General features: G+C 70.7%; 19 protein-coding genes. 8 read left to right on the top strand and 11 right to left on the bottom strand.

Annotation, left to right across the window (positions count from 1 at the left end; all coding sequences use genetic code 11):
* Nucleotides 1-32: 32 nt before the first annotated feature.
* Nucleotides 33-5,093: a calcium-binding protein gene (locus BM041_RS10630; protein ID WP_092959191.1), complete on the top strand. Its 5,061-nt coding sequence runs from the start codon at nucleotides 33-35 to the stop codon at nucleotides 5,091-5,093.
* Here BM041_RS10630 and BM041_RS10625 read toward each other — a convergent pair.
* Both BM041_RS10625 and BM041_RS10620 read right to left on the bottom strand, forming a co-directional pair.
* The gene (locus BM041_RS10625) at nucleotides 5,080-6,558 is read right to left on the bottom strand and encodes a class I adenylate-forming enzyme family protein (protein ID WP_092959189.1); all 1,479 of its coding nucleotides are present in this window, start codon (nucleotides 6,556-6,558) and stop codon (nucleotides 5,080-5,082) included. The genes BM041_RS10630 and BM041_RS10625 overlap by 14 nt on opposite strands.
* Nucleotides 6,555-7,418 carry an amidohydrolase family protein gene (locus tag BM041_RS10620; RefSeq protein WP_175533866.1) on the bottom strand — a complete coding sequence of 288 codons (864 nt, stop codon included), beginning with the start codon at nucleotides 7,416-7,418 and terminating at the stop codon, nucleotides 6,555-6,557. Before BM041_RS10620 ends, BM041_RS10625 begins: the two co-directional genes overlap by 4 nt.
* A gap of 151 nt (nucleotides 7,419-7,569) precedes the next feature.
* Between BM041_RS10620 and BM041_RS10615 the strand changes: the two genes are divergently transcribed.
* The 4 genes from BM041_RS10615 to BM041_RS10600 are packed head-to-tail and all read left to right on the top strand — an operon-like array spanning nucleotide 7,570 to nucleotide 12,838.
* Nucleotides 7,570-8,982: a class I adenylate-forming enzyme family protein gene (locus BM041_RS10615; RefSeq protein ID WP_175533865.1), complete on the top strand. Its 1,413-nt coding sequence runs from the start codon at nucleotides 7,570-7,572 to the stop codon at nucleotides 8,980-8,982.
* A 10-nt stretch (nucleotides 8,983-8,992) separates the two neighbouring features.
* Nucleotides 8,993-10,267 carry an FAD-dependent oxidoreductase gene (locus BM041_RS10610; protein ID WP_092959183.1) on the top strand — a complete coding sequence of 425 codons (1,275 nt, stop codon included), beginning with the start codon at nucleotides 8,993-8,995 and terminating at the stop codon, nucleotides 10,265-10,267.
* A gap of 10 nt (nucleotides 10,268-10,277) precedes the next feature.
* Nucleotides 10,278-11,234: a Bug family tripartite tricarboxylate transporter substrate binding protein gene (locus BM041_RS10605; protein ID WP_175533864.1), complete on the top strand. Its 957-nt coding sequence runs from the start codon at nucleotides 10,278-10,280 to the stop codon at nucleotides 11,232-11,234.
* Complete coding sequence (locus BM041_RS10600) at nucleotides 11,231-12,838, top strand: FAD-dependent oxidoreductase (RefSeq protein ID WP_092959179.1); 1,608 nt, start codon at nucleotides 11,231-11,233, stop codon at nucleotides 12,836-12,838. The genes BM041_RS10605 and BM041_RS10600 overlap by 4 nt, the downstream gene beginning before the upstream one ends.
* Before the next feature lie 71 nt (nucleotides 12,839-12,909).
* Here the strand turns inward: BM041_RS10600 and BM041_RS10595 are convergent, their stop codons facing one another.
* The 3 genes from BM041_RS10595 to BM041_RS10585 are packed head-to-tail and all read right to left on the bottom strand — an operon-like array spanning nucleotide 12,910 to nucleotide 15,706.
* The gene (locus BM041_RS10595; RefSeq protein WP_217648679.1) at nucleotides 12,910-14,199 is read right to left on the bottom strand and encodes a TRAP transporter large permease; all 1,290 of its coding nucleotides are present in this window, start codon (nucleotides 14,197-14,199) and stop codon (nucleotides 12,910-12,912) included.
* Nucleotides 14,196-14,690 carry a TRAP transporter small permease gene (locus BM041_RS10590; RefSeq protein WP_092959178.1) on the bottom strand — a complete coding sequence of 165 codons (495 nt, stop codon included), beginning with the start codon at nucleotides 14,688-14,690 and terminating at the stop codon, nucleotides 14,196-14,198. Before BM041_RS10590 ends, BM041_RS10595 begins: the two co-directional genes overlap by 4 nt.
* Nucleotides 14,690-15,706 carry a TRAP transporter substrate-binding protein gene (locus BM041_RS10585; protein ID WP_175533863.1) on the bottom strand — a complete coding sequence of 339 codons (1,017 nt, stop codon included), beginning with the start codon at nucleotides 15,704-15,706 and terminating at the stop codon, nucleotides 14,690-14,692. The genes BM041_RS10590 and BM041_RS10585 overlap by 1 nt, the downstream gene beginning before the upstream one ends.
* A gap of 85 nt (nucleotides 15,707-15,791) precedes the next feature.
* On the opposite strand from BM041_RS10585, the gene BM041_RS10580 reads away from it, so the two are divergent.
* Nucleotides 15,792-17,033 (top strand): M24 family metallopeptidase, encoded by a 1,242-nt coding sequence (locus BM041_RS10580; RefSeq protein WP_175533862.1) that lies wholly within the window; start codon nucleotides 15,792-15,794, stop codon nucleotides 17,031-17,033.
* 32 nt (nucleotides 17,034-17,065) lie between these two features.
* On the opposite strand, the gene BM041_RS10575 is transcribed toward BM041_RS10580, so the two are convergent.
* Both BM041_RS10575 and nth read right to left on the bottom strand, forming a co-directional pair.
* Nucleotides 17,066-17,797: a calcium-binding protein gene (locus tag BM041_RS10575; RefSeq protein ID WP_092959174.1), complete on the bottom strand. Its 732-nt coding sequence runs from the start codon at nucleotides 17,795-17,797 to the stop codon at nucleotides 17,066-17,068.
* 82 nt (nucleotides 17,798-17,879) lie between these two features.
* Nucleotides 17,880-18,527 (bottom strand): endonuclease III, encoded by a 648-nt coding sequence (gene nth, locus BM041_RS10570; RefSeq protein ID WP_092959172.1) that lies wholly within the window; start codon nucleotides 18,525-18,527, stop codon nucleotides 17,880-17,882.
* Nucleotides 18,528-18,682: 155 nt separating this feature from the next.
* Between nth and BM041_RS10565 the strand changes: the two genes are divergently transcribed.
* Nucleotides 18,683-19,186 (top strand): DUF2244 domain-containing protein, encoded by a 504-nt coding sequence (locus tag BM041_RS10565; protein ID WP_092959170.1) that lies wholly within the window; start codon nucleotides 18,683-18,685, stop codon nucleotides 19,184-19,186.
* Between the two features lie 66 nt (nucleotides 19,187-19,252).
* Here BM041_RS10565 and BM041_RS10560 read toward each other — a convergent pair whose 3' ends face one another.
* From BM041_RS10560 to BM041_RS10545, 4 genes are all read right to left on the bottom strand, one after another.
* A complete protein-coding gene (locus BM041_RS10560) occupies nucleotides 19,253-19,699 on the bottom strand; it encodes a helix-turn-helix domain-containing protein (RefSeq protein ID WP_092959168.1) in 447 nt (148 codons plus the stop codon).
* A 184-nt stretch (nucleotides 19,700-19,883) separates the two neighbouring features.
* On the bottom strand, nucleotides 19,884-21,500 hold the full coding sequence (gene lnt, locus BM041_RS10555) for an apolipoprotein N-acyltransferase (RefSeq protein WP_245762024.1): 1,617 nt from the start codon (nucleotides 21,498-21,500) through the stop codon (nucleotides 19,884-19,886).
* Between the two features lie 4 nt (nucleotides 21,501-21,504).
* Nucleotides 21,505-21,975, bottom strand: a complete 471-nt coding sequence (gene secB / locus BM041_RS10550) for a protein-export chaperone SecB (protein WP_092959164.1) — start codon at nucleotides 21,973-21,975, stop codon at nucleotides 21,505-21,507.
* A gap of 384 nt (nucleotides 21,976-22,359) precedes the next feature.
* Complete coding sequence (locus BM041_RS10545; protein WP_092959162.1) at nucleotides 22,360-22,917, bottom strand: histidine phosphatase family protein; 558 nt, start codon at nucleotides 22,915-22,917, stop codon at nucleotides 22,360-22,362.
* Between the two features lie 145 nt (nucleotides 22,918-23,062).
* Here BM041_RS10545 and BM041_RS10540 point away from each other — a divergent pair, with 145 nt between their 5' ends.
* The gene (locus BM041_RS10540; RefSeq protein WP_092959160.1) at nucleotides 23,063-23,746 is read left to right on the top strand and encodes a Tim44/TimA family putative adaptor protein; all 684 of its coding nucleotides are present in this window, start codon (nucleotides 23,063-23,065) and stop codon (nucleotides 23,744-23,746) included.
* Nucleotides 23,747-23,749: the final 3 nt, after the last annotated feature.

The following is a 23,749-nucleotide window of genomic DNA, read 5'->3' as shown; positions in this document are numbered from 1 at the left end:
GCATCCGCGGGACGCCGCCAAGGCCCCGACGCATGACCCAGCTCACCCTCCAGACCCGCGACATCAACGCCCTGGCGCTGGATGGCCCGGCCGCCGGCACCCTGGTCTGGGACGACCTCGTCGCCCGGATCGATTTCGAACAGCGGCTGACGGAAGACAGCTTCGGCATCCCCGTCCCCGTCATCGATGCCGGCGCCACGGTCTATGCCCATGGCCAGCTCGGCATCGAGGTCACGATGACCTGGGACGCCGGCAGCTTCGGCGTGGATTATGTGGTGGAGGACAATGCCGACGGCTTCGCCGAATGGACCGGCGAACGCGCCGCCCCCTACATCCCGCCGCCCGATGCCGCGGACCCCACGCCGCTGGCGCAGTACCAGAACGCCAACCCGGTCCTGACGCCCACCCTGACCTTCGTCACCGGCGACATGCCCTTCGTGGCGCCGAAGCTCCCGTCCAGCATCGTCGCCGACTTCGTCTACGGCTTCCAGGCGGGCGTGAAGGATATCGACATCTCCGCCGATCTCTGGGTCGGCGAGGTCGACATCATCTCCGATGTCGACATCCCCCTGGTCGATATCCCCGATGGCCGCAAGCGCATCTTCACGGCGGCCAGCGGGCAGCCGCTCGACCTCGACCTGTCGATGTTCCCGATCACCATCAACAAGCTGACGGCGCCGGAAGCCGTCAACGCCTATGGCGGCGTCACCTTCGGGGACGGCGCCCTGCCCTCCCTCAGCCGCAGCGGCTTCGGGCCGGATTTCGTCGACATCACCTTCTCCATGGCGGAATTCCTGGCGCGCATCTCCCCCACCGCCAAGGTGCTGGCCGGCTCCATCGACATCGCCGGCCCCAAGACCCAGCTCTACTGGACCGTGCTGGATGTCGAGACCAACGTCTTCGTCCGCCTGGTGCAGGAGGTCGAGTTCCACCTCGATGGCGTGCAGCTTCGCCTCGACACCAGCCTCGGCCAGCAGGCGCAGGGCGTGCTGGGCGACAGCTTCGTCATCGACACGCCGATGGGCCAGGGCGATGTCGATGCCACCGTCACCTATACCGGCCACGGCACCTACAGCACCCGCGTCGGCATCGAGGTCTCCGCCAACCTCGAGGTCTCGGCGCTGGAGATCGGCCTGCGCAACACGCGGCTGAAGGATTTCGACGTCTCCGTCGGCCCCCTCATCCACTTCTTCGTCCCCGACGCCGATGGCTGGGCGGCGGACCCGATCTGGCTGTACGAGAATTCGCGCAAGGTGGTGCTGGATGGACCGGACACCGCGGACAGCATCACCGGCGTGCAGGCCACCTACACCGCGCATTACCAGAATGACGTGGTGGCGGATGACGGGTCCAACACGCTCCAGCTGACGGATGAACAGACGGCGCTGGATGCCAAGGCCGGCGATGACCGCATCGGCGGCTCCAAGGTCTTCAACAACATCTACGGCAATACCGGCAACGACACGCTGCACGGCTTCGGGGCCGGCGATGTGCTGGGCGGTGGCCCCGGCAACGACCTGATCTATGGCGACAGCGGCCCCGGCCTGCCGGCCCAATTCTATACCGGCTACAACGCGCCCGGCATCGTCATCCCGGGCGACGACATCATCGCCGGCGGCGCCGGCCGCGACACCATCGATGGCCAGGCCGGCGACGACATCATCACCGGCGGGCAGATCGGGACCGGCGCCAGCGGCAGCGACCTGCTCCGCGGTGGATCGGGCGACGACACGCTCTATGCCGGCGGGTCGGATGGTGGCGCGGATACGCTCCAGGGTGGTGCGGGGCACGACAAGGTCGTGCTGGTCCGCCGCGGATCGCTGGCCGACCACGCGATCACCGCCGGCGTCACCGTCACCCTGCCCGACGGCACCGTCCTGCAATCCATGGAGCGGCTGGAGATCGCCACCGGCTTCGGCGCGGATACGCTGACCGGCGGCGCCTATGCCGACAGCCTGGATGGCGGCGCGGGCCATGACCTTCTGGCTGGCGGCACCGGCGCCGATACCGTGAAGGGCGGCGCCGGCGCCGACACCATCATCGCCGCCGACGAGAATGGCGCCGACAAGGCCGATGTGCTGGATGGCGGAGAAGGCCGGGACACGCTGGTCTATACCGGCCCCGGTGTCGCCTCCTCCAAGGGCATCATCCTGGCCCTGACGCCGGAGATGTCCTTCGGCACCGGCACCATCGCCCGCAACTTCGAGGTGCTGGAATTCGACAGCGGCATCTTCGCCACCGGCAAGGACATCGTCGCGGGCGGCAGTGGCGACGACATCATCCGCACGGGCCTCGGCGATGACATCCTGGGCGGCGGCGGCGGGCGCAACCGGCTGGTTGCCGGCGGCGGCAATGATGTCATCGCCTCCGCCGGCATCGACACGATCGATGGGGGCGATGGCTTCGACCTGCTGGTGATCGCCGCCCCCGCCACGGTCCGGCTCGGCGCACCGGCTTCCTGGCAGTTCACCTTCAAGGCCAATGCCAGCCAGGTGCTGACCAACGGCACCAGCATGACGGGGGTGGAGCGCATCGACTGGACCGGCGGCGCGGCGGCAGACCAGGTGACGGGCGGCATCCATCGCGACGCGCTGATGGGATCGGGCGGCGCCGATACGCTGGATGGCGGCGCGGACAAGGACCAGGTGGATGGCGGCAGCGGGGACGACGTGATCCTCGCGCTGCGCGGCCAGGCCGCCGATACGCTGGTGGGCGGAGAGGGCGATGACCGCCTGGTGCTCGACCTCGCCAACAACCTCGGCAAGACCAATGTCCCCGGCTGGTATGGCAACAGTGACTTCACCTACGTCTCCGGCCTGCAGGGCACGACCGCCTTCCAGGGCTTCGAACGCCTGACCTATCGCGGCGGCGGCGGCAGCGACGTGATCGATGGCGGCGATGCGGCGACCTCCGCCATCGCCCCGCGCGGCAGCCCGATGGGCTTCGGGGATCGCCTCTATGGCGGCGGGGGCAACGACCAGATCGATGGGCGCGAAGGCCGCGACGCGCTGTTCGGGGAGGACGGGAATGACCGCCTCATCTGGTCCGCGGGCGGCGACCTGATCGATGGCGGCGCGGGGGACGACACGCTCTGGATCGAGGCCGGGCGCGGCGCGCCGCTCACCATCGCCATGGCACCGCTCGACGCCGATGACGGGGACGACACGACGGATGAGAACGAGACCTTCCTCAGCGACGGCTCCCGCATCTCCAATGTCGAAAGGCTGCGCTACATCGGCACGGGTGCGGCGGAGGGTGTCGATGTCACCGGCGGCATCTTCAACGACACGCTGGTCGGCGGCTTCCAGGCCGATCGGCTGTTGGGCGGCCGTGGCGCCGATTCGATGGAGGGCGCGGCCGCGGCCGACACGCTGCTGGGGGAGGCCGGCGCGGATACGCTGCGCGGCGGCACGGGGGCCGATCGGCTGGAAGGTGGCGCGGAGGCGGATCGCCTGATCGCCAATGGGGGTGCCGCCATTGTCACCACCTTCAGCGTCATCGGCACGGGCGGCGGCATCGGTGGCGGCGATTTCACCCTGCCCGGCGTGCTGGCCGATACGCTGATCGGCGGCGATGGCGATGACACGCTGGTGGCCGATGCCGCCGCGATGGTCGTGGGCGGTGCGGGCATGGACCGGCTGGTACTGGACCGCGCCACCTCCTTCCTGGGCTGGAACATCGACATCACGGATCCGGCCGCGACCACGCCGCTGATCGATGGCGGCAGCGTGACGGGCGTGGAGATCCTGGAATTCGTGGGCGGAACCGGCAGCGATGCCGTCGCCGTCGCGGGGCTGCGCCGGCATGAGCTGCGCGGCGGCTTCGGCGAGGATTCGCTGCTGCTGGACCTGACGGCGGAAGCGGCCGCCGCCGTCACCACGGATGCCAGCGGCGTCATCCGCTTCGCCCCCGGCATCGCCCGCGGCTTCGAAGCCGCGACCGTGCTGTTCGGCACCGGGGCGGACCGGCTGCTGGCCACGCCGGGCTTCGTCACCTGGACCGCCGATGGCGGCGCCGGACATGACTCGCTCTACGGCGGTTCCGGCGCCGATTCATTGTCCGGCGGCATCGGCAATGACCGGGTGGAGGGCAATGACGGCGCCGACACGCTGGATGGCTTCATCGGCCGCGATACGCTGCGCGGCGGCGGTGGCGATGACCTGGTCATGGGTGCGGGGCTGGAGGCGGGCGAGCTCTTTGATGCCGGTGCCGGCATCGACACCTTCTCGCTCCGCGACGATGCCGTCGCCGCGCGCATCGACCTGGCCGCCGCGACGGTGACGCGCGCCGGGCAATCCGCCACGCTCCGCTTCTTCGAAGGCGTGGAGGGCAGCGGCGCCGCCGATACCATCCTCGGCAGCGGGACGGCGGAGACGCTGATGGGCGGCGACGGCAACGACATGATCGATGGCCGCGGCGGCTTCGATGCCCTGGTGGGCGGGCAGGGGGACGATACCTACCTCCTCAACCTTCCCGGCAGCGTCATCGAGGAAGGCTTCGCCCGCGGCAACGACCAGGTGCGCGCCACCATCAGCCACACCCTGGCCGCGAATGTCGAACGGCTCGTCCTGCTCGGCACCGCCACCAGCGGCACGGGCAATGCGGGCGACAACGTCATCACCGGCAATGCGATGGACAACATCCTGCGCGGCCGCGATGGGCATGACACGCTGGCGGGCCGCGACGGGGCGGACAGCCTCGATGGCGGCGATGGGCATGACAGCCTGGCGGGCGGGGAGGGCGCGGATACGCTGCTGGGCGGTGCGGGCCATGATTCGATGCGGGGTGATGCGGGCGCGGATGCCTTCCTGCTCGGCATCTTCGGCGGCACCCATCGCATCGCCGATTTCGGCGCCGGCGACCGCATCCTGCTCGACATCGAAAGCCTGGATCCGCTCGGCACGCTGGGCCTGGCGCCCGGCGCGCTGGAACGCGCCCATTTCGGCTATGGCCATCCCGGCGACTGGACCATTGCGCTGGTGGGCCGCGACCTGGTGCTGGACGCCGATGGCATCGCCGCCAGCGCGGATGAAATCGTGCTGGCGCGGATCCACGGCGCGATGCCGGTGCTTGGCGACATCAGCCTGCTGTGAGGCGCTTCGCCAGCTCCGCCTTCACCGTCTTGCCGCTGCTGTTGCGCGGCAGGTCGGCAATCAGCTCGATCCGCTTCGGCACCTTGTAGGGGGCGAGCCGCGCGCGGCAGAGCGCCTCCAGGCTCTCGGCGGAGGGCGCCTCCCCCGGCCGCGGCACGACGAAGGCCGCGATCTCCTCCCCCATGCTGGCGGAGGGAAAGCCGACCACGGCGGCTTCCGCGATGCGCGGGTCCGACAGCAGCACGCTCTCGATCTCCGGCGGGTAGATGTTCACGCCGCCCCTGATGATCATGTCCTTCTTCCGGCCCTTCAGCGTGACGTAGCCGGAGGCATCGACCGAGGCGAGGTCGCCTGGCAGGAACCATCCCTCATGGAAGACTTCCGCGTCGGCCTCGGGATCCTCGAAGAAGCCGCTGGCGACGCCGGGGCCGCGATAGCCGATCCGCCCGACCTCGCCCGCGCCCAGCCGGTTCATCGCCTCGTCGAAGATCGCGATCTCCACGCCGAAGACGGCACGGCCGACGCTCGCCTCATGCCCGTCGATATCCTCCGGCCGCAGCAGCGATATCCCGCCACCTTCCGTGCTGGCGTAGTACTCATGGAACCCGGCGCAGAGCCGGTCGCGGATCGCCTTGCGTTCCCAGGGATGGAGCGGCGCGCCCGATGACAGCAGCAGCCGCATTTTCCTCAGTGGCGCAGCGGCCTCATCGGACAGGTCGAGCAGCCGCCGCAGCAGGGTCGGCACCAGGAAGGCTGACGTGGCCTGGCGCTTCTCGATTTCCGCCGCCAGCTCCTGCGGCTTGTAGGGCGGCGGGAACAGCACCGCCGTGCCGCCGCTGAACATCAGCGACATCGGAAACGTCCGCCCGCCGCCGAAATAGAGCGGCGTCGCGGAGACATAGACCTCGCGGCTGTTCAGGCCGAGGTCGATCCAATGCGTCCAGAAGCGGCGGATGAATTGTTCATGCGTCACCACCGGCCCCTTCGGCCGCCCCGTGGTGCCGGATGACAGCGACATCAGCAGCGGCATCCCGCCGCAATCGCGCCCGGTGGGGAAGGGAAGGTCGGCCGGTGCGCTTTCGACAGCAGCGGCGAAACCTTCATCCACCGGCACGCAGCGCAGCCCCTCCAGCGGCGCCGCGCCGGGCTCCACCAGCACGAGGCGCGCGCGGAAGCGCAGCGCGACGGCCTGCTGCTCGCCCGTGGTCCAGCGCCAGTCCAGCGGCAGCGCCACCGCGCCCATCCGCGCGGCCCCCCACAGCGCCAGCATGTGCTCCATGCTGTCGCGCAGCGCGATGCCCACGACCTCGCCCTGCTGCAGGCCGAGCGCCGTCAGATGCGCCGCCCAGCGCCGCACCAGCCCATCCAGGTCCCGGTACAGCACCACGCGGTCTCCCGCGACCAGCGCCGCCTGGTCCGGCCGCGCGGTCACGTGATGCGCCAGCGCATCCGCGATGTTCATCATGGCGCCAGCCCGTAGATCCGCAGCGCGTTGTCACGAAGGAATTTTCGCAAAGGCCCAGGCCGCAGCTTCAAGCCTTCGACCTCCGCGCGCGTGCGTTCGAATTGCAGCACCGGAAAATCGGTGCCGAACATCACCTTGTCCTGCCCGTAGCTGTCGATGTAGCGAACGAAGCTCTCCGGCCAGTATTTCGGGCTGTGCGCATCGGCGGCGATGAAGACGTTCTGGTGCTTCCACGCCATCGCGATCATCTCATCCGTCCAGGGGATGCCCACATGGATGCCGATGATCTTCAGCTCCGGGAAATCGCAGGCCACCGCATCCAGGCAGATCGGCCGGCCGACGGAGCGCCTGGGATAGCTGGCGTCATAGACCAGGCTCTGCCCGACCTGCAGCTGCACCGGCACGCCGAGTTCCACGCATTTCGCGTAGAAGGGATACCACTTCGCATGGTCCGGCGGCAGTTCGAACCAGTGCGGGTAGAAATGCGCGCCGATGAAGCCATCCTCCTTCACCGCGCGCTCCAGCGCCCGCACGCCATCCATCCCTTCGGTCGGGTCCAGCCCCGCCAGTCCGGAGAAGCGGTCGGGATACTGCCGCACCGCTGCCGCCACCAATTCGTAGGGCACGTGGTAGCAGGCGGGGTGCCATTTCACGCCGACCTTGGCGGCCACCAGGAAGGCGCGCTCGATCTTCGCGGCATCCATCCGCGCCAGCATCGTCTCCAGGCTGATGCCCTCGAAGGTCTCCCGGTCCACGCCGATCTTGCCGCGGAAGAAGGCGGTGCGATCCGGCCGCGCGGCCAGGGCTTCCTTCGTCCAGATGTTCACCACGGAATCGATCGCCCAGATCTCGTCGCTCATCCCGTTCCGATTCCTTGTCGTGGCGTCATCGCCCATGGCGCTGCGCGTGTCGTGCGGCGATTGACCCGTGGCGCGTGCGGCGGAACTCTGGCCGCCCCATCTGGGCTGTCAACCCGCCATGCTCGCCGACGCACTAGCCCTGAACGCCCGCATGCGTCCCACCCATCCCGCGCTGCTGGCGGATGGCGTGGCGCTGGACCACGCCGCGCTCGATGCCGCGGTGAACCGCCTGGCGCAGGCGCTGATGGCGCGTGGTGTCGCGCCCGGCGCACGGCTCGCGCTCTGCCTCGGCGATCATCCGCTGCATGTCATCGCGCTGTGGTCCCTCGCGCGGCTCGGCATCGCGGTGCTGCCGATGGATCATCGCTGGGCGCCCACGGAGCGTGCCGCCGCGCGCGCCGTCTTCCCCTGCACGCATAGCCTGGTGGAGATGCGCTGCGCCGATGGACTGCCCGGCGAGGTCATCGCCGACGACGCCTTCCTCGCCACGGTCGCGCAGGCCCCCGCCACGCCGCCGCCGCGCCCTGACGAGGACGATCCGCCGATGGTGGTGGCGCTGTCCTCCGGCACCACCGGCACGCCGAAGGGGCCGCTGATCCGGCAATCCCACATGCGCGCGCGCTTCATCGGGCATCATGTCGGCCTCGGCTTCGATCGCGCCGATCGCTTCCTGGTGGCGACGCCGCTGCATCACGGCGGCGGCCGCGGCTTCGCCATGTCCGTGCTCTGGGCTGGCGCCACGGTGCGGCTGTTCTGCCCGCCCTGGGAACCGCCAGCGCTGGACCAGGCCATCGCCGATTTCGGTGCCACCGCGACCTTCCTGGTGCCGACGCAGCTCCGCCGCTGCCTGTCCACCTGGCCGCCCGATGCGCCGCCGCGCTGGCCCGGCCTGCGCAGCCTGGTCTCGACCGGCGCCGCCCTGGCGCCGGCGGAGCGCCTGGCCGTGCGCGCCCGCCTCTCACCCCGCCTGCACGACTACTACGGCAGCACGGAGGGCGGCGGCGCGACGGTGCTGCCGCCCGGCGAGATGGACGATCACGGCGACAGCGTCGGCCGCGCCGGCTTCGGGATCGAGCTCCAGGTGGTGGACGCCTCCGGCACGCCGCTGCCGCCGGGCGAGGAAGGTGCCATCCGCTGGCGCGGCCCCTCCGTGCCCGATGACGTGCCCGGCGACCCTGCCTTCCGCGATGGCTGGTTCCGCCCGGGCGACCGCGGCGTGATCGATGCCGGCGGCTGGCTGCGCGTAACCGGGCGGGAAGGGGAGATGATCATCCGCGGCGGCGCCAACATCCACCCGCGGGAGGTGGAGGAAGCGCTGCGCGCCATCCCGGGCGTGGAGGACGCCGCCGTGCTCGGAATTTCTGACGTTGAATACGGGCAGGAGGTTGCGGCGGCGGTCATCGCCCCCGGCCTCGAGCCCGCAACGTTGCGCGAAGCCGCCGCGACGCGCCTCGCCGCCTACAAGGTGCCGCGCCGCTGGGCACTCGTCGAAACCCTGCCACGCAATGCCGGGGGGAAGGTGGTGAAGGCCGCCCTGCTGCCGCTCTTCACCGGGAAGGGCTAGGCTGCGCGCCATGGAAATCAGGGCGGATGTGCTGGTCGCGGGCGGCGGCATGGCGGGCATCGTGGCGGCCATCGCGGCGGCGCGTGCGGGGGCCGATGTGCTGCTGGTGGAACGCTGGGGCTTCCTCGGCGGCGCCGCCACCGCCGCCGCCGTTGGCCAGTTCGTGGGCTGGGAAACCGCATCCGGCCGCCGCGTGGTGGCCGGCATCGCGGAGGAAATCGTCGCGCGCCTCATGGCCCTCGGCGCCAGCGACGGCCATTCGTATTTCACCATGTCCACCGGCCACCGCATGGACCGCGTCTGCTACGATCCGGAAGTGCTGAAGCCCGTGCTGGACGGCATGGCGCAGGAAGCCGGCGTGCGGCTGCTGTTTCATGCCTCCATCCTCGACGCGCAGCGCATGGGCGGCACCATCACAAGCGTCGATCTCCTCACCAAGGCGGGAGTCTGGCGCGTGCTGCCGCGCATCGTCATCGACGCCTCCGGCGATCTCGATGTGCTGGCGCGGCTCGGCGCGGATTTCCTGCCGCTCGACTCGGGGCAGGCGATGCAGCCCGCCACCGCGATGTTCCGCTTCGGACCCATCGACCTCGACGTCTTCAACGCCCTCTCGCCCCAGGACCTCGCCGCCTTGTCCCGCCAGGGCGTGGCCGAAGGCCGGCTCGCCCGCGCCGCCCTCCACGCCAGCCGCATCGAGGGCACGCGCGATGCCTGGTTCAACATCGGCCGCCTGGCCTTCGACGCGACGGACCCGCTGGCGCTTTCAGCCGCCGAGGTCGAGGGACGGCGCCAATCCCTCGCCGCCAGCGCCTTCCTGCGGGACCTCGTGCCGGGCTGCGCGGGCGGGCGCCTGGTGGCCTTCGCACCGCAGATCGGCGTGCGCGAAAGCCGCCGCATCCATGGCCTTCATGTGCTGGCGGAGGAGGAGCTTCGCGCCGCCACCCCCTTCCCCGACCGGATCGCCTGGGGCGCCTATCCCATGGACATCCACCCCGCCCAGGGCGCTGGCCTGCACTTCGAGGGCTTCGGCGAGGATCACGCCTATGCCATCCCGCTGCGATCCCTGCTGCCGCTGGGCTTCGACAATGCGCTGGTGGCGGGGCGCGGGATCTCCGCCACCCACAAGGCCCATGCGGCGACGCGCGTGATGCCGACGGTGATGGCCATCGGCCAGGCCGCGGGCATCGCCGCCGCCATGGCCGCACGCGGCAACGCCGCGCCTGCCTCCTGCGATGTGCCCGCCCTGCAAGCCGCGCTGCGCGCCACCGGCGCCCACCTGCCATGAGGAGGAAACCATGATGACCCTGACGCGCCGCGCCTTGCCCGCGCTGCTGCTCGCCACACCCGCGATCGCGCAGCCCACCTGGCCCACGCGCCCCGTGCGGCTGGTGGTGCCCTTCGCGCCCGGCGGCCCCGCGGACATCCTGGCGCGCATGCTGGCGGAGTTCCTCACGCCACGCCTCGGCCAGCCCTGCATCGTGGAGAATCATGCCGGCGCCGGCGGCATGATCGGCACGCGCGTCGCCGCCACCAGCAATGATGCGCATACGCTGCTGCTCGGCAGCGTCAGCATGACCATCGTGCCGCATCTCGCGACGCAGCCTGTGGGCTATGACGTCACCGCGGATTTCGTCCCCGTCGGCCTCGTCGCCTCCGCGCCCTTCGTGCTGGTGGTGCCCGCTTCGTCGCCGCTGCGGGACTTGCCGGGCCTGGTCGCCGCCTCCCGCGCGCGGCCGCTCAACGCCGGCAACAGCGGCAATGGCACGCTGTCGCACCTGGCCATCGAGGTCTTCCGCAGCCGCACCGGCGCGGCCGTGGAATCCGTCGCCTATCGCGGTGAGGGGCAGATGCTGCCGGACCTCGTCGCCGGCACTATCGGCTTCTCCTTCGCCTCCCTCTCCTCCGCCCTGCCGCTGATCCGCGATGGCAGGCTGCGCGCCCTCGCCGTGCTCGGCCCCGCGCGGCTGGAGGCGCTGCCCGATGTGCCGACGCTGGCCGAACAGGGCGTGCGCGACGTGGAGGCCGATGGCTGGCAGGCGCTCTTCGCCAGCAAGGCCGTGCCTGCGGCCGGCGTGGACCGCCTGCGCCGCCTGCTGGCGGAAGCCCTGGCCGACCCCGCCATCGCCGCCCGCATCACGGGCTTCGGCCTGACGCGCGCGGCGCGGGACCCCGCCGCCTTCGCCACCCTCTTCACCGAGGAATATCGCCGATGGGGAGAGGTGGTGCGCGCCGGCGGCATCCGCGCGGAATGACCCCCGAGACCGACGCCCTCATCCTCGGCTCCGGTGCCGCCGGGCTGACGGCGGCGCTGACCGCCGCGGCCGCCGGGCTGCGCGTGACGGTGCTGGAAAAGACCGACCGCATCGGCGGCACCAGCGCCATGTCCGGCGCCGGCACCTGGATCCCCGCCAACCACCACGCCGCCGCCGCCGGCATCGCGGACAGTCCGGAGGAGGCGCTGGCCTATATCCGCGCCGCCGCGCCGGAGGGTTGGGCCGAGACCGAGGATGCGCTGTGGCAGCGCCTGGTAGAGGCCTCGCCACGGATGCTGCGCTTCCTGGAAGAGAACTCGCCGCTGCGCTTCGCGCTGACGCCGGAACCCGACCCGCTGCGCGACCTGCCCGGCGCGAAGCAGCGCGGCCGCATGCTCTCCCCCTTGCCGCTGTCGCGCTGGAAGGCCGGGCGCTTCGCCTTCCGCATCCGGAAATCGACCATCCCGGAACTCTTCACCTATCACGAGGCGGTCGAGACCGACCTCTACCACCACCCCTTCCGCACCGCTTTTCGGCTGTGGCCGCGCCTGCTCTGGCGCGTCCTGACCAATACGCGGGGCAAGGGCACGGCGCTCGTCACGGGCCTGCTGCGAGGCTGCCTGGACGCCGGCGTGCGGGTGGAAACCGAAGCCCGCGCCGTCGAACTCACACGCGACGAAACCGGCGCCATCACCGGCGCCATCGTCGAACAGCGCGGCGTCCGCCACACGATCACGGCGCGTCGCGGTGTCGTCATCGCCACAGGCGGCTTCGAATGGGATCGCGAGCTTCTCACGCAGCACTTCCCGGGCGCCGTCGACTATCTCGGCAGCCCCGCCGGCAATACGGGCGACGGCCACCGCATGGCGGAAGCCGCCGGCGCGGCGCTCGCGCATATGGACCAGGCGACGCTCACACCCTCCGTGCCGACGACGCTGCACGGGCGCCTCATGGCCCGCCCCGTGCCCTTCCACACCGAACCCAACGCCATCATCGTCAACCGCCACGCCAGGCGCTTCGCCAACGAACTGCGCTTCAACATCGGTGAATCGATGGATGAGCGCGACGCCGACGGAAACCCGGTCCACCTGCCCTGCTGGGTCATCAGCGACACGCGCCTGCTGGACCGCCTGCCCCCCGCCCGCTGGGGCGCCCGCGCCGATCCCACCTGGCTGAAACGCGCCGACACCATCGACGACCTCGCGGCACAAACAGGGCTCGACGCGACGGCACTCGCCCAAACCATCGCCCGCTACAACGGCTTCTGCGCGGCGCAGAAGGATGGGGATTTCGGCCGCCCCTCCGCCGCCGATGCCGCGGCCTCCGGCGACAAGCGCCGCCGCGGCGGGCTGGAAGCGATCGAACGCACACCCTTCCTCGCCATGCCCTTCAACCGATCGATCCTCGGCACCAAGGGCGGACCCCGCACCAACGAACACGCGGAAGTCCTGCGGGCGGATGGCAGCGTCATCGCGGGGCTCTTCGCGGCGGGCGCGTCATCGGCCAATCCGCTGGGAACGCGCGGCGTGGGGACGGGGACGACGATCGGGCCGTATATGACCTGGGGTTATGTCGCGGGACAAAGACTCAGCAGACGCAACTGATGCGAGGCTCCGCCCAGATCTTCAAAGGGGGGCGCTCCGCCGGGGGGCGTGGCGCCCCCCGGACCCCGCCTCTAGCCGAATGCCAGACTAGGCAGGAACAGCGCGATGCCGGGGAAGAAACACAGGATCAACACGCCGAGCAGCAAGGCGATCCAATAGGGCAGGGCAGCCACCGCAGCCTCGCCCAGCTTCACCTCGCCACCCGTGATGCCGACCAGCACGAACAGATTCATGCCGACAGGCGGCGTCAGCATCCCCACCTCGATCATGATGGTGACGACCACGCCCAGCCACACCGGATCGAACCCCACGCCGGTCAGCAACGGAAACACCAGCGGCAGGGTCATGATCATCATCGACAGGCCATCGAAGAAGCAGCCCAGGATCAGGTAGACCACGACCACGACCAGCAGCAGCAGCCACTTGGACAGGCCCCATTCCGACACCACCGCCAGCATCTGCTGCGGCAAACCCAGCAGGCTGATCGCCTGCGCCAGCACCAGCGCACCCACGAACACCATCGCGATCACCGCGAAAGTCCGTACCGTATTGACCAGCGACTGGCCCACGCCGCGCAACGTCAGGTCGCCGATGGTGAAGCCCAGGATCGCCGCCGCCGCCACACCCACGCCCGCCGCCTCCGTCGGCGTCGCCAGCCCCGCGAACAGGCTGCCGAGCACGGCGACGATCAGCACCAGCAGCGGCAGCACCGCGGGCAATCCGCGCAGCGCCTCCGCGATCGCGACCCGCTTCTCCTCCGGCGCGATGGCGGGATTGCGCAGCGCGGCGAAGACGATCCAGGCCATGAACAGCCCGGCCATCATCAGGCCCGGCAGCACGCCGGCGATGAACAGCCGCCCGATCGAGGTATCCGTCAGCGCCCCATAGATCAGCAGCGACAGCGACGGCGGAATCAGCAGCCCGAGCGTGCCCCCCGCCGCCAGCGTCCCCACCGTCTGCGCCTTGTCATAGCCGCGCGACTTCAACTCCGGATACGCCACGGACCCGACCGCCGCGGCGACCGACATGGAAGACCCCGACACCGCCCCGAAGATCGTGCACACCGCGATATTGGTATGCAGCAGCCCCCCCGGCAGCCGCCCGAAGAAGGGCGCCATGGCGCGATACACGCCCCGCGCCAGGCCCGAGGCCACCAGCAATTCACCCAGCAGGATGAACAGCGGGATGGCGGTCAGCGTGAACTCATTCAGCGTGTTCCACACGGTCTGCACGCCGATACGCGTGGAGCCCCCGGCGAAGAAATGCAGGATGGCGAAGCCCGTCAGGCCGAGCGCCGCGCCCAGCACGGCGCCCGACAGCACGGTCGCCGTCAGCATCCCCAGCAGCGTGGTCCAGATCACAGATGTGCCGCCTTCTCATCCGGCGGCGGCCGCAACGCGACCCAGGCCGCGACCAGCCCCGTGAACCCCACGCTCACCGGCATCAGCAGCACCCAGGGGCCGAGCGGCAGCCGCGACTGCTCGCTCATCAGCTTCAGCATCAGCGTGAAATCCGCGATCGCCCACCCCTCCCACGCGAAGACCGCGCAGAAGGCCACAATGATGCACTGGCCCAGGAACCAGGCGACGCGCTTGCCCAGCGGCGGCAGCTTGTCCGTCACCAGCGTCACCCGGATATTCGCATTCCCCGCCATGGCGAAGGGCAATGCGAGGAACGCCATCGCGGACAACAGAAGGCCGGACAATTCCTCCGTGAAGCGGAAGGGCGCCGCGATGGCGTAGCGCATCACGACGGCGGCCACGACCAGCCCCAGGATCGCCGCGCAGCACGCCGCCGACAGCGCGAGCAATGCCCGCGTCGCCAGCAGCAGCCCCCGATCGATGGCGTTCATCAGTTCCCGGTCAGCGCGGACTGGATGCGCGCCCGCCAGGCCGGGCCCTGCCCGCCCGCTTCCTTCATCAGCGTGTCCCAGGTGTTCAGCGCCGCGGTGCGGATCGCCTGCTGCTCGGCCTCAGAGAACGTCGGGTGGAAGGTCACGCCCGCATCGCGCAGCCGCACGCGGCTTGCCTCGTCATCCGCCGCATCCTGTTCGAACCGCGCGCTGCGCTGTTCCATCGCGGCCGTCGCCTGCTGCAGCGCCGTGCGGTTCTCCGCCGACAGCGCGCGGAACCGGCCCTGATGCGCCAGGATGATGTAGGGCGTGGGCGGGAAGGCGAAGCCCGTGCTCGTCGCGTGCTTCGCCACTTCCTGCAGGCTGATCGTGTGCACGATGCGCGGCGGATACAGCGCGCAATCCACCACGCCCGTCTGCATCGCGCTGTACAGCTCCTGCTGCGGCACGATCTGCGCGGCGACGCCGAGCGTCCGGAACGTCTCCACCTGCTCCCGCGACCCTACCCGCAGCTTCACGCGGCGCAGCTCATCCAGGCTCCGCACCGGGCTGCGGCAGAAGATCGCGGCATCCAGCAGGCCCAATTGCATGTAGCCCACGGGCTCGATGTTCCAGCGGCGCACGCCCTCGTTCAGGCTCTGCTGCAGCGCCGGCATGATGCGGTTCAGCTCTTGCGCGTTGCGGATCAGCCCGAAGACCAGGATGGACGACATCGCCGCATCGTCGCGCCCCAGGAAGGGCGGCCAGATGAAGCTGATCTCCGGCGTGCCGCCCTGCATGGTCCGCAGCGCGTCCGCGTCCCGCAGGTTCATCGCATTGCCCTCGAACACATTGAGGACGAAGCGCCCATTGGTCCGCGTGCGCAGATCGGCCGCGAGTTCCCGCGCGTGCTGGCTCTCGATCCGCGTCGGCGCGTAGCTGTTGTGGAACCGCCACTCCGTCGTCGGTGCCGTCCCCTGGGCCTGAGCCCCACCCGCCATCAGCGCCGCGATGGCGCCCAACACGAACCGCTTCATCCCCGTCACTCCCATCCCATCGACGCGACGATAGGGGCCGCGCGGGATGATTGACAATCTGTCAGACCCACCCTGCGATGCGCGGATGCCAGGACATGCCGATCGCGCCCGCGCCGCGGGGATGATGCAGCGGGCGGGGCTCGATGCCCTGCTCATCGTCTCGCCCGAAGCCTTCCACTGGGCCACCGGCGCCCCCGCCGGCGTCGCCGCGGGATGGCGGCGGCTCGGCGCCGCCATGGCTGTCATCCCCGCCGACCCGTCAGCGCCCGTCGGCGCCGTCGCCAGCGACCTCTTCGCTGGTCCCGCCCTGGCCGCCGGCTGCGCGCCGCTCCGCACCCACCCCATCTGGCCGGAGGCGCTGTCGCTTCGCGCCGTGATGCGGGATGGCGCGAGCGCGGCGGACCTGATCGCCGCCGCCACCGCGGATCGCCCCCCGGGCTTCGCCCGCCCCGCCACCTTCGACCGCGCGGCGGCGCTGGCGCAGCTTCGCGCCCTGCTGGCCGACCAGCGCCTGGCCGGTGCGCGCCTCGGTGTCGAATTGTCGGCCGTGCCGGCCGCCGATCTCCCGGCGCTGGAAGCCGCCATCGCCCCGGCGCGGGTCATCGACGCCTCGGCGCTGATCGACCGCCTCCGGTCCCGTAAATCCGCGACGGAAATCGCCCTGCTCCGCCAGGCCGGCGCCATCACCGAAGCCGCGCTCAAGGCCCTGATCCCCGCGATCCGGGAGGGTGCGACCCGCGCCGCCCTCGGGCGCCACTTCCTCGACCTGGTGCAGCAACACGCCGCCGGCGCCAGCGCCCCGGTCACGGCGTGGGAGTATGTGGGCTTCGGCACCTCCCCCTGGTCCAGCCCCGGCACGCTGTCCCCCGGCGACGTCATCAAGGTCGATGTCGGCGCCGTCGTCGGCGGCTATTCCGCCGACCTCGCCCGCACCTTCACCCTCGGCCCCGCCCCCCGCCTGGCGCGGGAGGTCTTTGCCCCCCTGCTCGATGCCTTCGAAGCAGGCCGGGCCCTGTTCACCCCCGGCACGGCACTGGCGACGATCCACGAGACCTGCATCCGCACCGTCCACGCCGCCGGCTTCCCCAGCTATGCCCGCGGCCATGTCGGCCATGGCCTCGGCGCCTCCATCTGGTCGGAGGAATGGCCCTTCACCGCGGCCGACAGCGACGTGGTGCTGGAACCCGGCATGGTCATGGCCTTCGAGATGCCCTGGTACCTCGATGGCATCGGCGGCTTCATCGTGGAGGACATGCTCCTCATCACCGACACCGGCGCCGAGACGCTGGCCGGCGCCACCCTGCCGCGCGGCCTGGTGGCGCTGTAGCGGCCGCCACCGAGGGGGGCGCGGAGGGCCGCTCAGGCGTAGAAGACGTCGGCCTCCCCCAGGCCGGCCACGCCGCGCAGCCAGATCTCCCCCTGGCTGCCGTCGAAGCCGGTGATGCGGACCAGCACGCCGCCGGCGCGGATGTCCCAGGACACGGCCTCCGGCGCGATGCCCTCGAAGCGCAGCCGGTCCTGGCCCTGGGCGAAGTCCAGCACCGTGTCCCGCGCCGCGCCGAGGCCGGCATCCAGCCCGAAGGCCCCCGGCGCGGCGGTGAAGCCGAAGACGAAGGCGTCATGGCCGGCGCCGCCCTCCAGCCGGTCCGCGCCGAGGCCGCCCACCAGCACATCGTCGCCATCACCACCGGCGAGGCGGTCCGCCCCCCATTCCCCCAGCAGCAGGTCATGCCCCGCGCCGCCGTCCAACGTGTCATCGCCGCCGGCGCCCTGGATCGCATCGGCACCATCCCCGCCCAGCAGCCGGTCGGCGCCGTCATCCCGCGCCAGGAAGGCGCCCCCCTGGCCCGGCCCGGGGAAGAAGCCGGCGCCGGAGATCGTGTCATCGCCCGCGCCGCCCTGCACCGTATCGCGCCCATAGCCCGCGAAGACGATGTCATCCCCGCCCAGCGCCAGGATGAGATTGCCGCCCTCCGGCAACCTTCCCGCCGGATCCCCCGGCAACGTCCCCGCCGGATCCCCCAGCACCCTGTCATCCCCCGGCGTGCCCCGCAGCCGGTCCGCCCCCGCCAAGCCCGTGATCGTCGCCATGACCCATCCCTGCGCAACGATCGTATACTATGCAATCGGGAGGAGGGGGCGCCCCCGCCGGATGCACGAGCGCGTGTGCCGGCTATCGCCCCGGCGGCGCCAGCACCTTCGCCGTGTGGTTGCAATGCGCCACCGCCGGGCAGCGCCAGCATTCCGGCATCCGCGCCTTGCAGATGTAGCGGCCATGCAGGATCAGCCAGTGATGGGCGTCCCGCAGCATGTCCGGCGGGCAGCGCTTCACCAGCCCGTCCTCCACCTGCCGCGTGGTCTTGCCGGGCGCGATGCCGGTGCGGTTGCCGAGGCGGAAGATGTGGGTATCCACCGCCATCGTCTCCTGCCCGAAGGCCACGTTGAGCACGACATTCGCGGTCTTGCGGCCCACCCCCGGCAGCGCCTCCAGCGCCTTGCGGTCTTCCGGCACCACGCCGCCATGGCGGTCCAGCAGCAGCTGGGACAGGGCGACGACGTTGCGCGCCTTGCCCTGCCACAGGCCGATCCGGCGGATGTGCCGCGCCACGCCCTCCACCCCCAGCGCCACCATGGCGGCGGGGGTGGCGGCTTCCTCGAACAGCGTCGCCGTCGCCTTGTTCACCGCCACATCGGTGGTCTGCGCGGACAGCGCCACGGCCACCAGCAGCGTATAGGCATCGCGGAAATGCAGCTCCGTCTCCGGCGCCGGGTTGGCGGCGGCGAGTGCCCGGAGGAAGGCGGCGGCCTGGTCCGCCTTCATCACCTTGGCGCGACGCGTCCGGGGCGCGGCTTTCGCGCGCGCCGCGGGCTTCTTGCCCGTCCCGGCGGGGGTCGCCGGGGCGGCTGGTTTTTTACGGGGGGGACGGGGTGTCTGGGCCATGGCGTTCCGACAGCCCTACCCCATACTGGAAGGTGATGTCAGCCGCTTCCGACCCCATCCTGTTCGAGGCCGTCAGCACGCCGCCCCGCAGCCTGAGCGACCGGGGCATGCGCTGGCTCGTCGTGCTGTCCTGCCTGGGTGCCGCCATCCCCGCGGTGCTCTTCACCCTGCTCGGCGCCTGGCCCGTGCTGCCCTTCCTGGGGATCGAGGTCCTGCTGGTCCTCTTCCTGGTCACGCTGCATCGTCGCTGGACCAAGGCGGCGCGGGAGGTGGTGCGGCTGACGGAAGGCCGCCTGCTGGTCTCCACCGCCGATGGACGGGGTGGCCGCCGTGTCACGGAATTCGAGCCCTACTGGACCCGCGTGGCGCTGGAGGAGGAGGTGGAGGGTTCGCCGCGCCTGCTGCTGGTGCAGCGGGGCCGCCGCGTCGAACTCGGCGGTTTCCTGGCGCCGGAGGAGAAGCGGGACCTGGCCCGCGCGCTCTCAGCCGCGCTGTCGCGCTATCGCAACCCGGTCTTCGACAACCCGCAGCTGCGTTGAACACGCCCCCAGGGCGAGGAGGCTGGCGAGGAGGCGGGCGAGCGGGATGGCGAGAGGGGCAGGCCCCTACTCGCTCGGCGCCAGGCTCTTGATCAGGTCGAAGACGCGCTTGCGGACGGAAGGATCGGTGATGCGGTAGTAGGCGCGGACCAGCTCCAGCGTCTCACGCCGGTGAAGCGTGTCGTCCTCGAAGCCGTCCTGCACTTCCTGGAAGCCGCCGAAGCGACGGTTGGACTGGCCGCCCCCCATCTCCGGCGGCATGTCGTCGAAGAAGAACCCGATCGGCACATCCAGCACGCGGGACAGGTCGAACAGGCGGCTCGCGCCGATCCGGTTCACGCCACGCTCATACTTCTGGACCTGCTGGAAGGTGAGGCCGAGTGCCTCCCCCAGCTTCTCCTGGCTCATGCCCAGCAACGTACGGCGCAGGCGGACGCGACTGCCCACATGCACGTCGATCGGGCTCGGGCGGTGCTCACGCTCCACCCGCTCGACGACGTCTTCACTCGCCATGGCCAACACTCCGAACTCCGCGCCAGAAAGGTTACCAACCCTTGCTGGGGCCGTCCTGGCCCGGTTGGGACCCATCACTGCGTGCATCACGCAGGTTTCCGGGCCGTCCCAAGGGGTATCGGCGTGGTAGGACTTTGTCAACTCTTTTGAGAAATCTCATTAAAGTGCACGCCTGCTACGCGCATCACGACGTGTCACCCGCTACTCGTGCCATACCAGTCTTCCAGCGGGAGAGAATACCCGACAACAACCCTACCAATGCGAGAAAAGTGAAGGGTATCCACAATCCCAGGCTGGCGAAGGGAGTCATGCTTCCCGCCCGGGGCAAGGGCGCCAGTACAACCCCCGTCTCCGCCAGCCCCATCCGCTCCACCTCCCGCCCCCGCGCATCGAAGACGGCCGAGATCCCGGTCTGCGCCGCCCGCGCCAGGGGCAGGCCCTCCTCCACCGCGCGCAGCCGCGCCGCGGCCAGATGCTGGTAGGGCCCGGCGGAGACGCCGAACCAGGCGTCATTCGTCACATTCACCAGGAAGGCCGGGCGTTCGGCCGGGGTCACGGCACCGGGGAAGATCACCTCGTAGCAGATCAGGCCGCCGAAGCTCGGCAGCCCCGGCAGGCTGATGCGCCGGAGGCCGGGGCCCGCGGAAAAATCCAGCGCCGAGAGCACGAGGCGGATCGGCAGCAGCCCGCGCAGCGGCGTGTATTCGCCGAAGGGCACCAGATGCGCCTTGTCATAGGCATCCAGCACAGCGCCCTGGGCATCCAGCGCCACCAGGCTGTTCCAGACGCGCGTCGGCCGCCCATCCGCGGCGAATTCGGCGCGGACGGAGCCGGCCAGCAGCGTGGCACCGGGGGGCAGGGGGGCGGTGGCCAGCCGGGCCGCGCCGGGATCATTCGCCAGCAGATAGGGGCTCGCCGTCTCCGGCCAGATCACCAGGATGCGGCTGTCCGGCGCATCGCGCCGCGCCGCCTGCACGCCGGCGGCCGTCAGGTCGATGTAGCGCTGGAAGATCGGGATGCGGCTTTCCTCCCGCCACTTCGCCTCCTGCGCCACATTGCCCTGCACCAGCACCAGGGCGACGGGTTCGGGATCAGGCTCCTGCGGCAGCAGGCGGGCCATGCCGAAGGCGGCGAAGGCGGCGATCACGGCCAGGCCGCCCGCCGCACCCCGGCCCCCCATCATCGGCGCCAGCACCACCAGCAGCGTGACCAGGCCCAGCCCATGCACGCCGATCCAGGCGGCGGACTGGATCGGCAGCGCGCCGAAGGCCCAGACCGTGCCGATCAGGTTCCAGGGGAAGCCGGTGAACAGCACGCCCCGCAGCATCTCCGCCGCCACCCAGGCCGCCGCGAAGGCCAGGATGCGCGGCCAGCCCGGCGCCGCCCATCGGGCGATGAGCGCCGGAATGACGGTGAAGGCCGCCAGCGGGATGGCGAGGCCCGGCACCGCCAGCGGCACCAGCCACCAGTAGCGCTCGACCTCCGTCAGGATCGCATTGGTCAGCCAGTGCAGGCCGGCGACGTGAAAACCCCAGCCCCAGGCGAAGGCGACCAGCGCCGCCCGGCGGGCGGAAGGCGCCTCCATCGTCATGATGAACAGGCCGGGCAGGGCCACCAGCAGCACCGGCACCGCATGCACGGGCGGCAGGGCCAGCGCGGCGAAGGCGCCAAGCCCGAAGGCGGTGGCCAGCGCGCGCCAGAAGCCGGCGCCGTCCAGCCGCCGTGTCAGCGCGGCGCGGAAGCGTGCCGGTGCGTGGCCGAGGCGGGCCACGCGGCCCGGCGCCGCTTCGCGCCCCGGCACGGGATCAGGCCGTGCCGTCCTGCTGCGCGTTCGGGCCGCGGCGGCTCTGCCACAGGGCCACGAAATCGATCGGCGCCAGCAGCACCGGCGGGAAGCCGCCATCGCGCGTCACATCCGCCAGGATGTTGCGGGCGAAGGGGAAGAGCAGGCGCGGGCATTCCACCAGCAGCACCGGCTCCAGGTGTTCCTGCGGCACATTGATGGTGAAGACGCCGCAATAGGCGAGCTCGGCGATGAAGCAGGGGGTCTCCCCCACCTTCGCATCGGCGCGGATCTGCAGCGACACCTCATAGACATTGCCGCCGGATTCGACCGGCCGCGCCTGGACATCGAGCGCGAGGTCCACCCGCGGCTGTTCCTTCAGGGAGACGAAGATCTCCGGCGCGCCCGGCACCTCGAAGGACAGGTCCTTGGTGTACTGGATGTTGAGCTGGATCGGCATGGTGCCGTTCGGATTGGCGGTCTGGTCGGACATGGGGATTCCGTCTCGTGCGGTGGCCGCCCGGCTAGCACGGGTGAGGGGATGGGGCCAGCGGGGGGGGGGCGGCCGGCAGGGGGCGCTGCCCCCTGCAACCCCCGCCAGGGTCGAAGGCGACCCTGGACCGCCGGGAGAGGGGAAAAGAGTGGCGTTGGGGTATTTGTTCTTGCTATGTTCGATGTGCCGCGGGGTGGATTCCGACCGGTGGCGGGGGTGGCAGGCAGGCCGAAAAACGGTGCTAAATGCCCATAACCGGCTAAATCCGTTGTAGTGGCTGGACGAAAAACAGGCGATATCAAGGGGTTGGCGTAAAGGGAATTAAGACGTCCTCAAAATACAGCGTCTAAAACCCCTAAAGGACAGCAGAAACAGCGGCTTGGGTCAGTGGTGCTTCCAGCTGACCTCGGTCAGGGCCGGCTCGGTCGGGTCCACGCGCAGCCAGGTGCCGTTGCCCACGCTCTGGCCCGTCATCGCCAGGATGAAGCCCCAATGCGCCACCACCACCGTGGTCCGCCAATCCGGCAGGGCGGACGTCTCGCCCCGGAACAGCGCGGCGCGGGCCAGCACCTGGTCCGCCGGCTCCTCCGTCGCCGGCCACCACACCTCCTCGATATGGGACAGGTCGAGCATCGGCCATTCCGCTCTGAGCGCGGTGGCGGGGCTGCCGATGTCGCAGGTGAAGGCGTAGCGTTCCCGCACCAGGGAATTGACCAGCACCGGCAGGCCGAGCCGCCTCGCCAGCGGCTCGGCCGTCTGCAGCGCCCGCGTATAGGGGGAGGCAATGATCCGCGTGATACCTTCGCGTTCCAGGGCTTCCGCCGCCTGTTCCGCCTGCTGGTGCCCCAGGGGGGTCAGGCGCGGGTCCTGGATGCCGGGGTCGCGGCGGGTCGCGCTGAAATGAAGGTTGAATTCGCTCTGGCCGTGGCGGAGCAGGATCATGGGCAGGCGGCTCCCGGTTGGCGTCTTCGGCGGGCTGGCGGCGTTAGCGGGGCCCGATCCTCGGCGCAATCGCGGCCAAACAGGCCACGGGGCGTTGCGGGTGGCACCGGCCGGCCTTAAGTGAGTGAAGAATGAGGAGTTGGCAATGTCCGGCGGCTTTCCTGTCGATCTGATCCTGTTCGCCATGATCGCGGCCTTCCTGGTCCTGCGCCTGCGCAGCGTGCTGGGCCGCCGCACGGGCTTCGAACGGCCGCCACGGGAAGACGGCAAGGGCTATGATCCGCGTGGCCCCCGGCCGGTGGACAATGACCAGCCCCAGCTGCCGCCCGCCACGGTCGCCACCGCCAGCCAGGCCCGCGTCTCGGTCCCCGATCCGCGCAGCCCCGTCGGCCAGGTGCTGATGCGCATCCGCGGCGTGGATCCGGGCTTCGAGCCCAACGCCTTCCTCGCGGGGGCGGAGGGTGCCTTCCGCATGATCGTGGACGCCTTCGCCCGCGGTGATCGCCAGACGCTCCGCGCGCTGCTCTCCGACGACACCTATGCGGGGTTCGAGGGTGAGATCACCCGCCGCGAGGGTGAGGGCGAGACCCAGCGCAGCGAGGTTCGCGCGATGCAGGACATGGCGCTCGAGGCCGCGGACCTGCGCGGTACCGTCGCCGATGTCACGGTCCGTTTCGTCAGCGACCAGGTCAACCTGACCACCGCCCGGGATGGCAGCATCGCCGCCGGGGCGGAAGCGGTGACGGAGCTGACCGACGTCTGGACCTTCCAGCGCGACCTGAAGAACCCCGACCCCACTTGGCGCCTGGTTGCGACGCGCAGCGTCTGAACC

It is taken from the genome of Falsiroseomonas stagni DSM 19981 (assembly GCF_900114315.1).
Taxonomy (GTDB): Bacteria; Pseudomonadota; Alphaproteobacteria; order Acetobacterales; family Acetobacteraceae; genus Falsiroseomonas; species Falsiroseomonas stagni.
The sequence above is the reverse complement of the archived record's forward strand: the minus strand, read 5'-3'. Positions and strand labels throughout refer to the sequence as shown.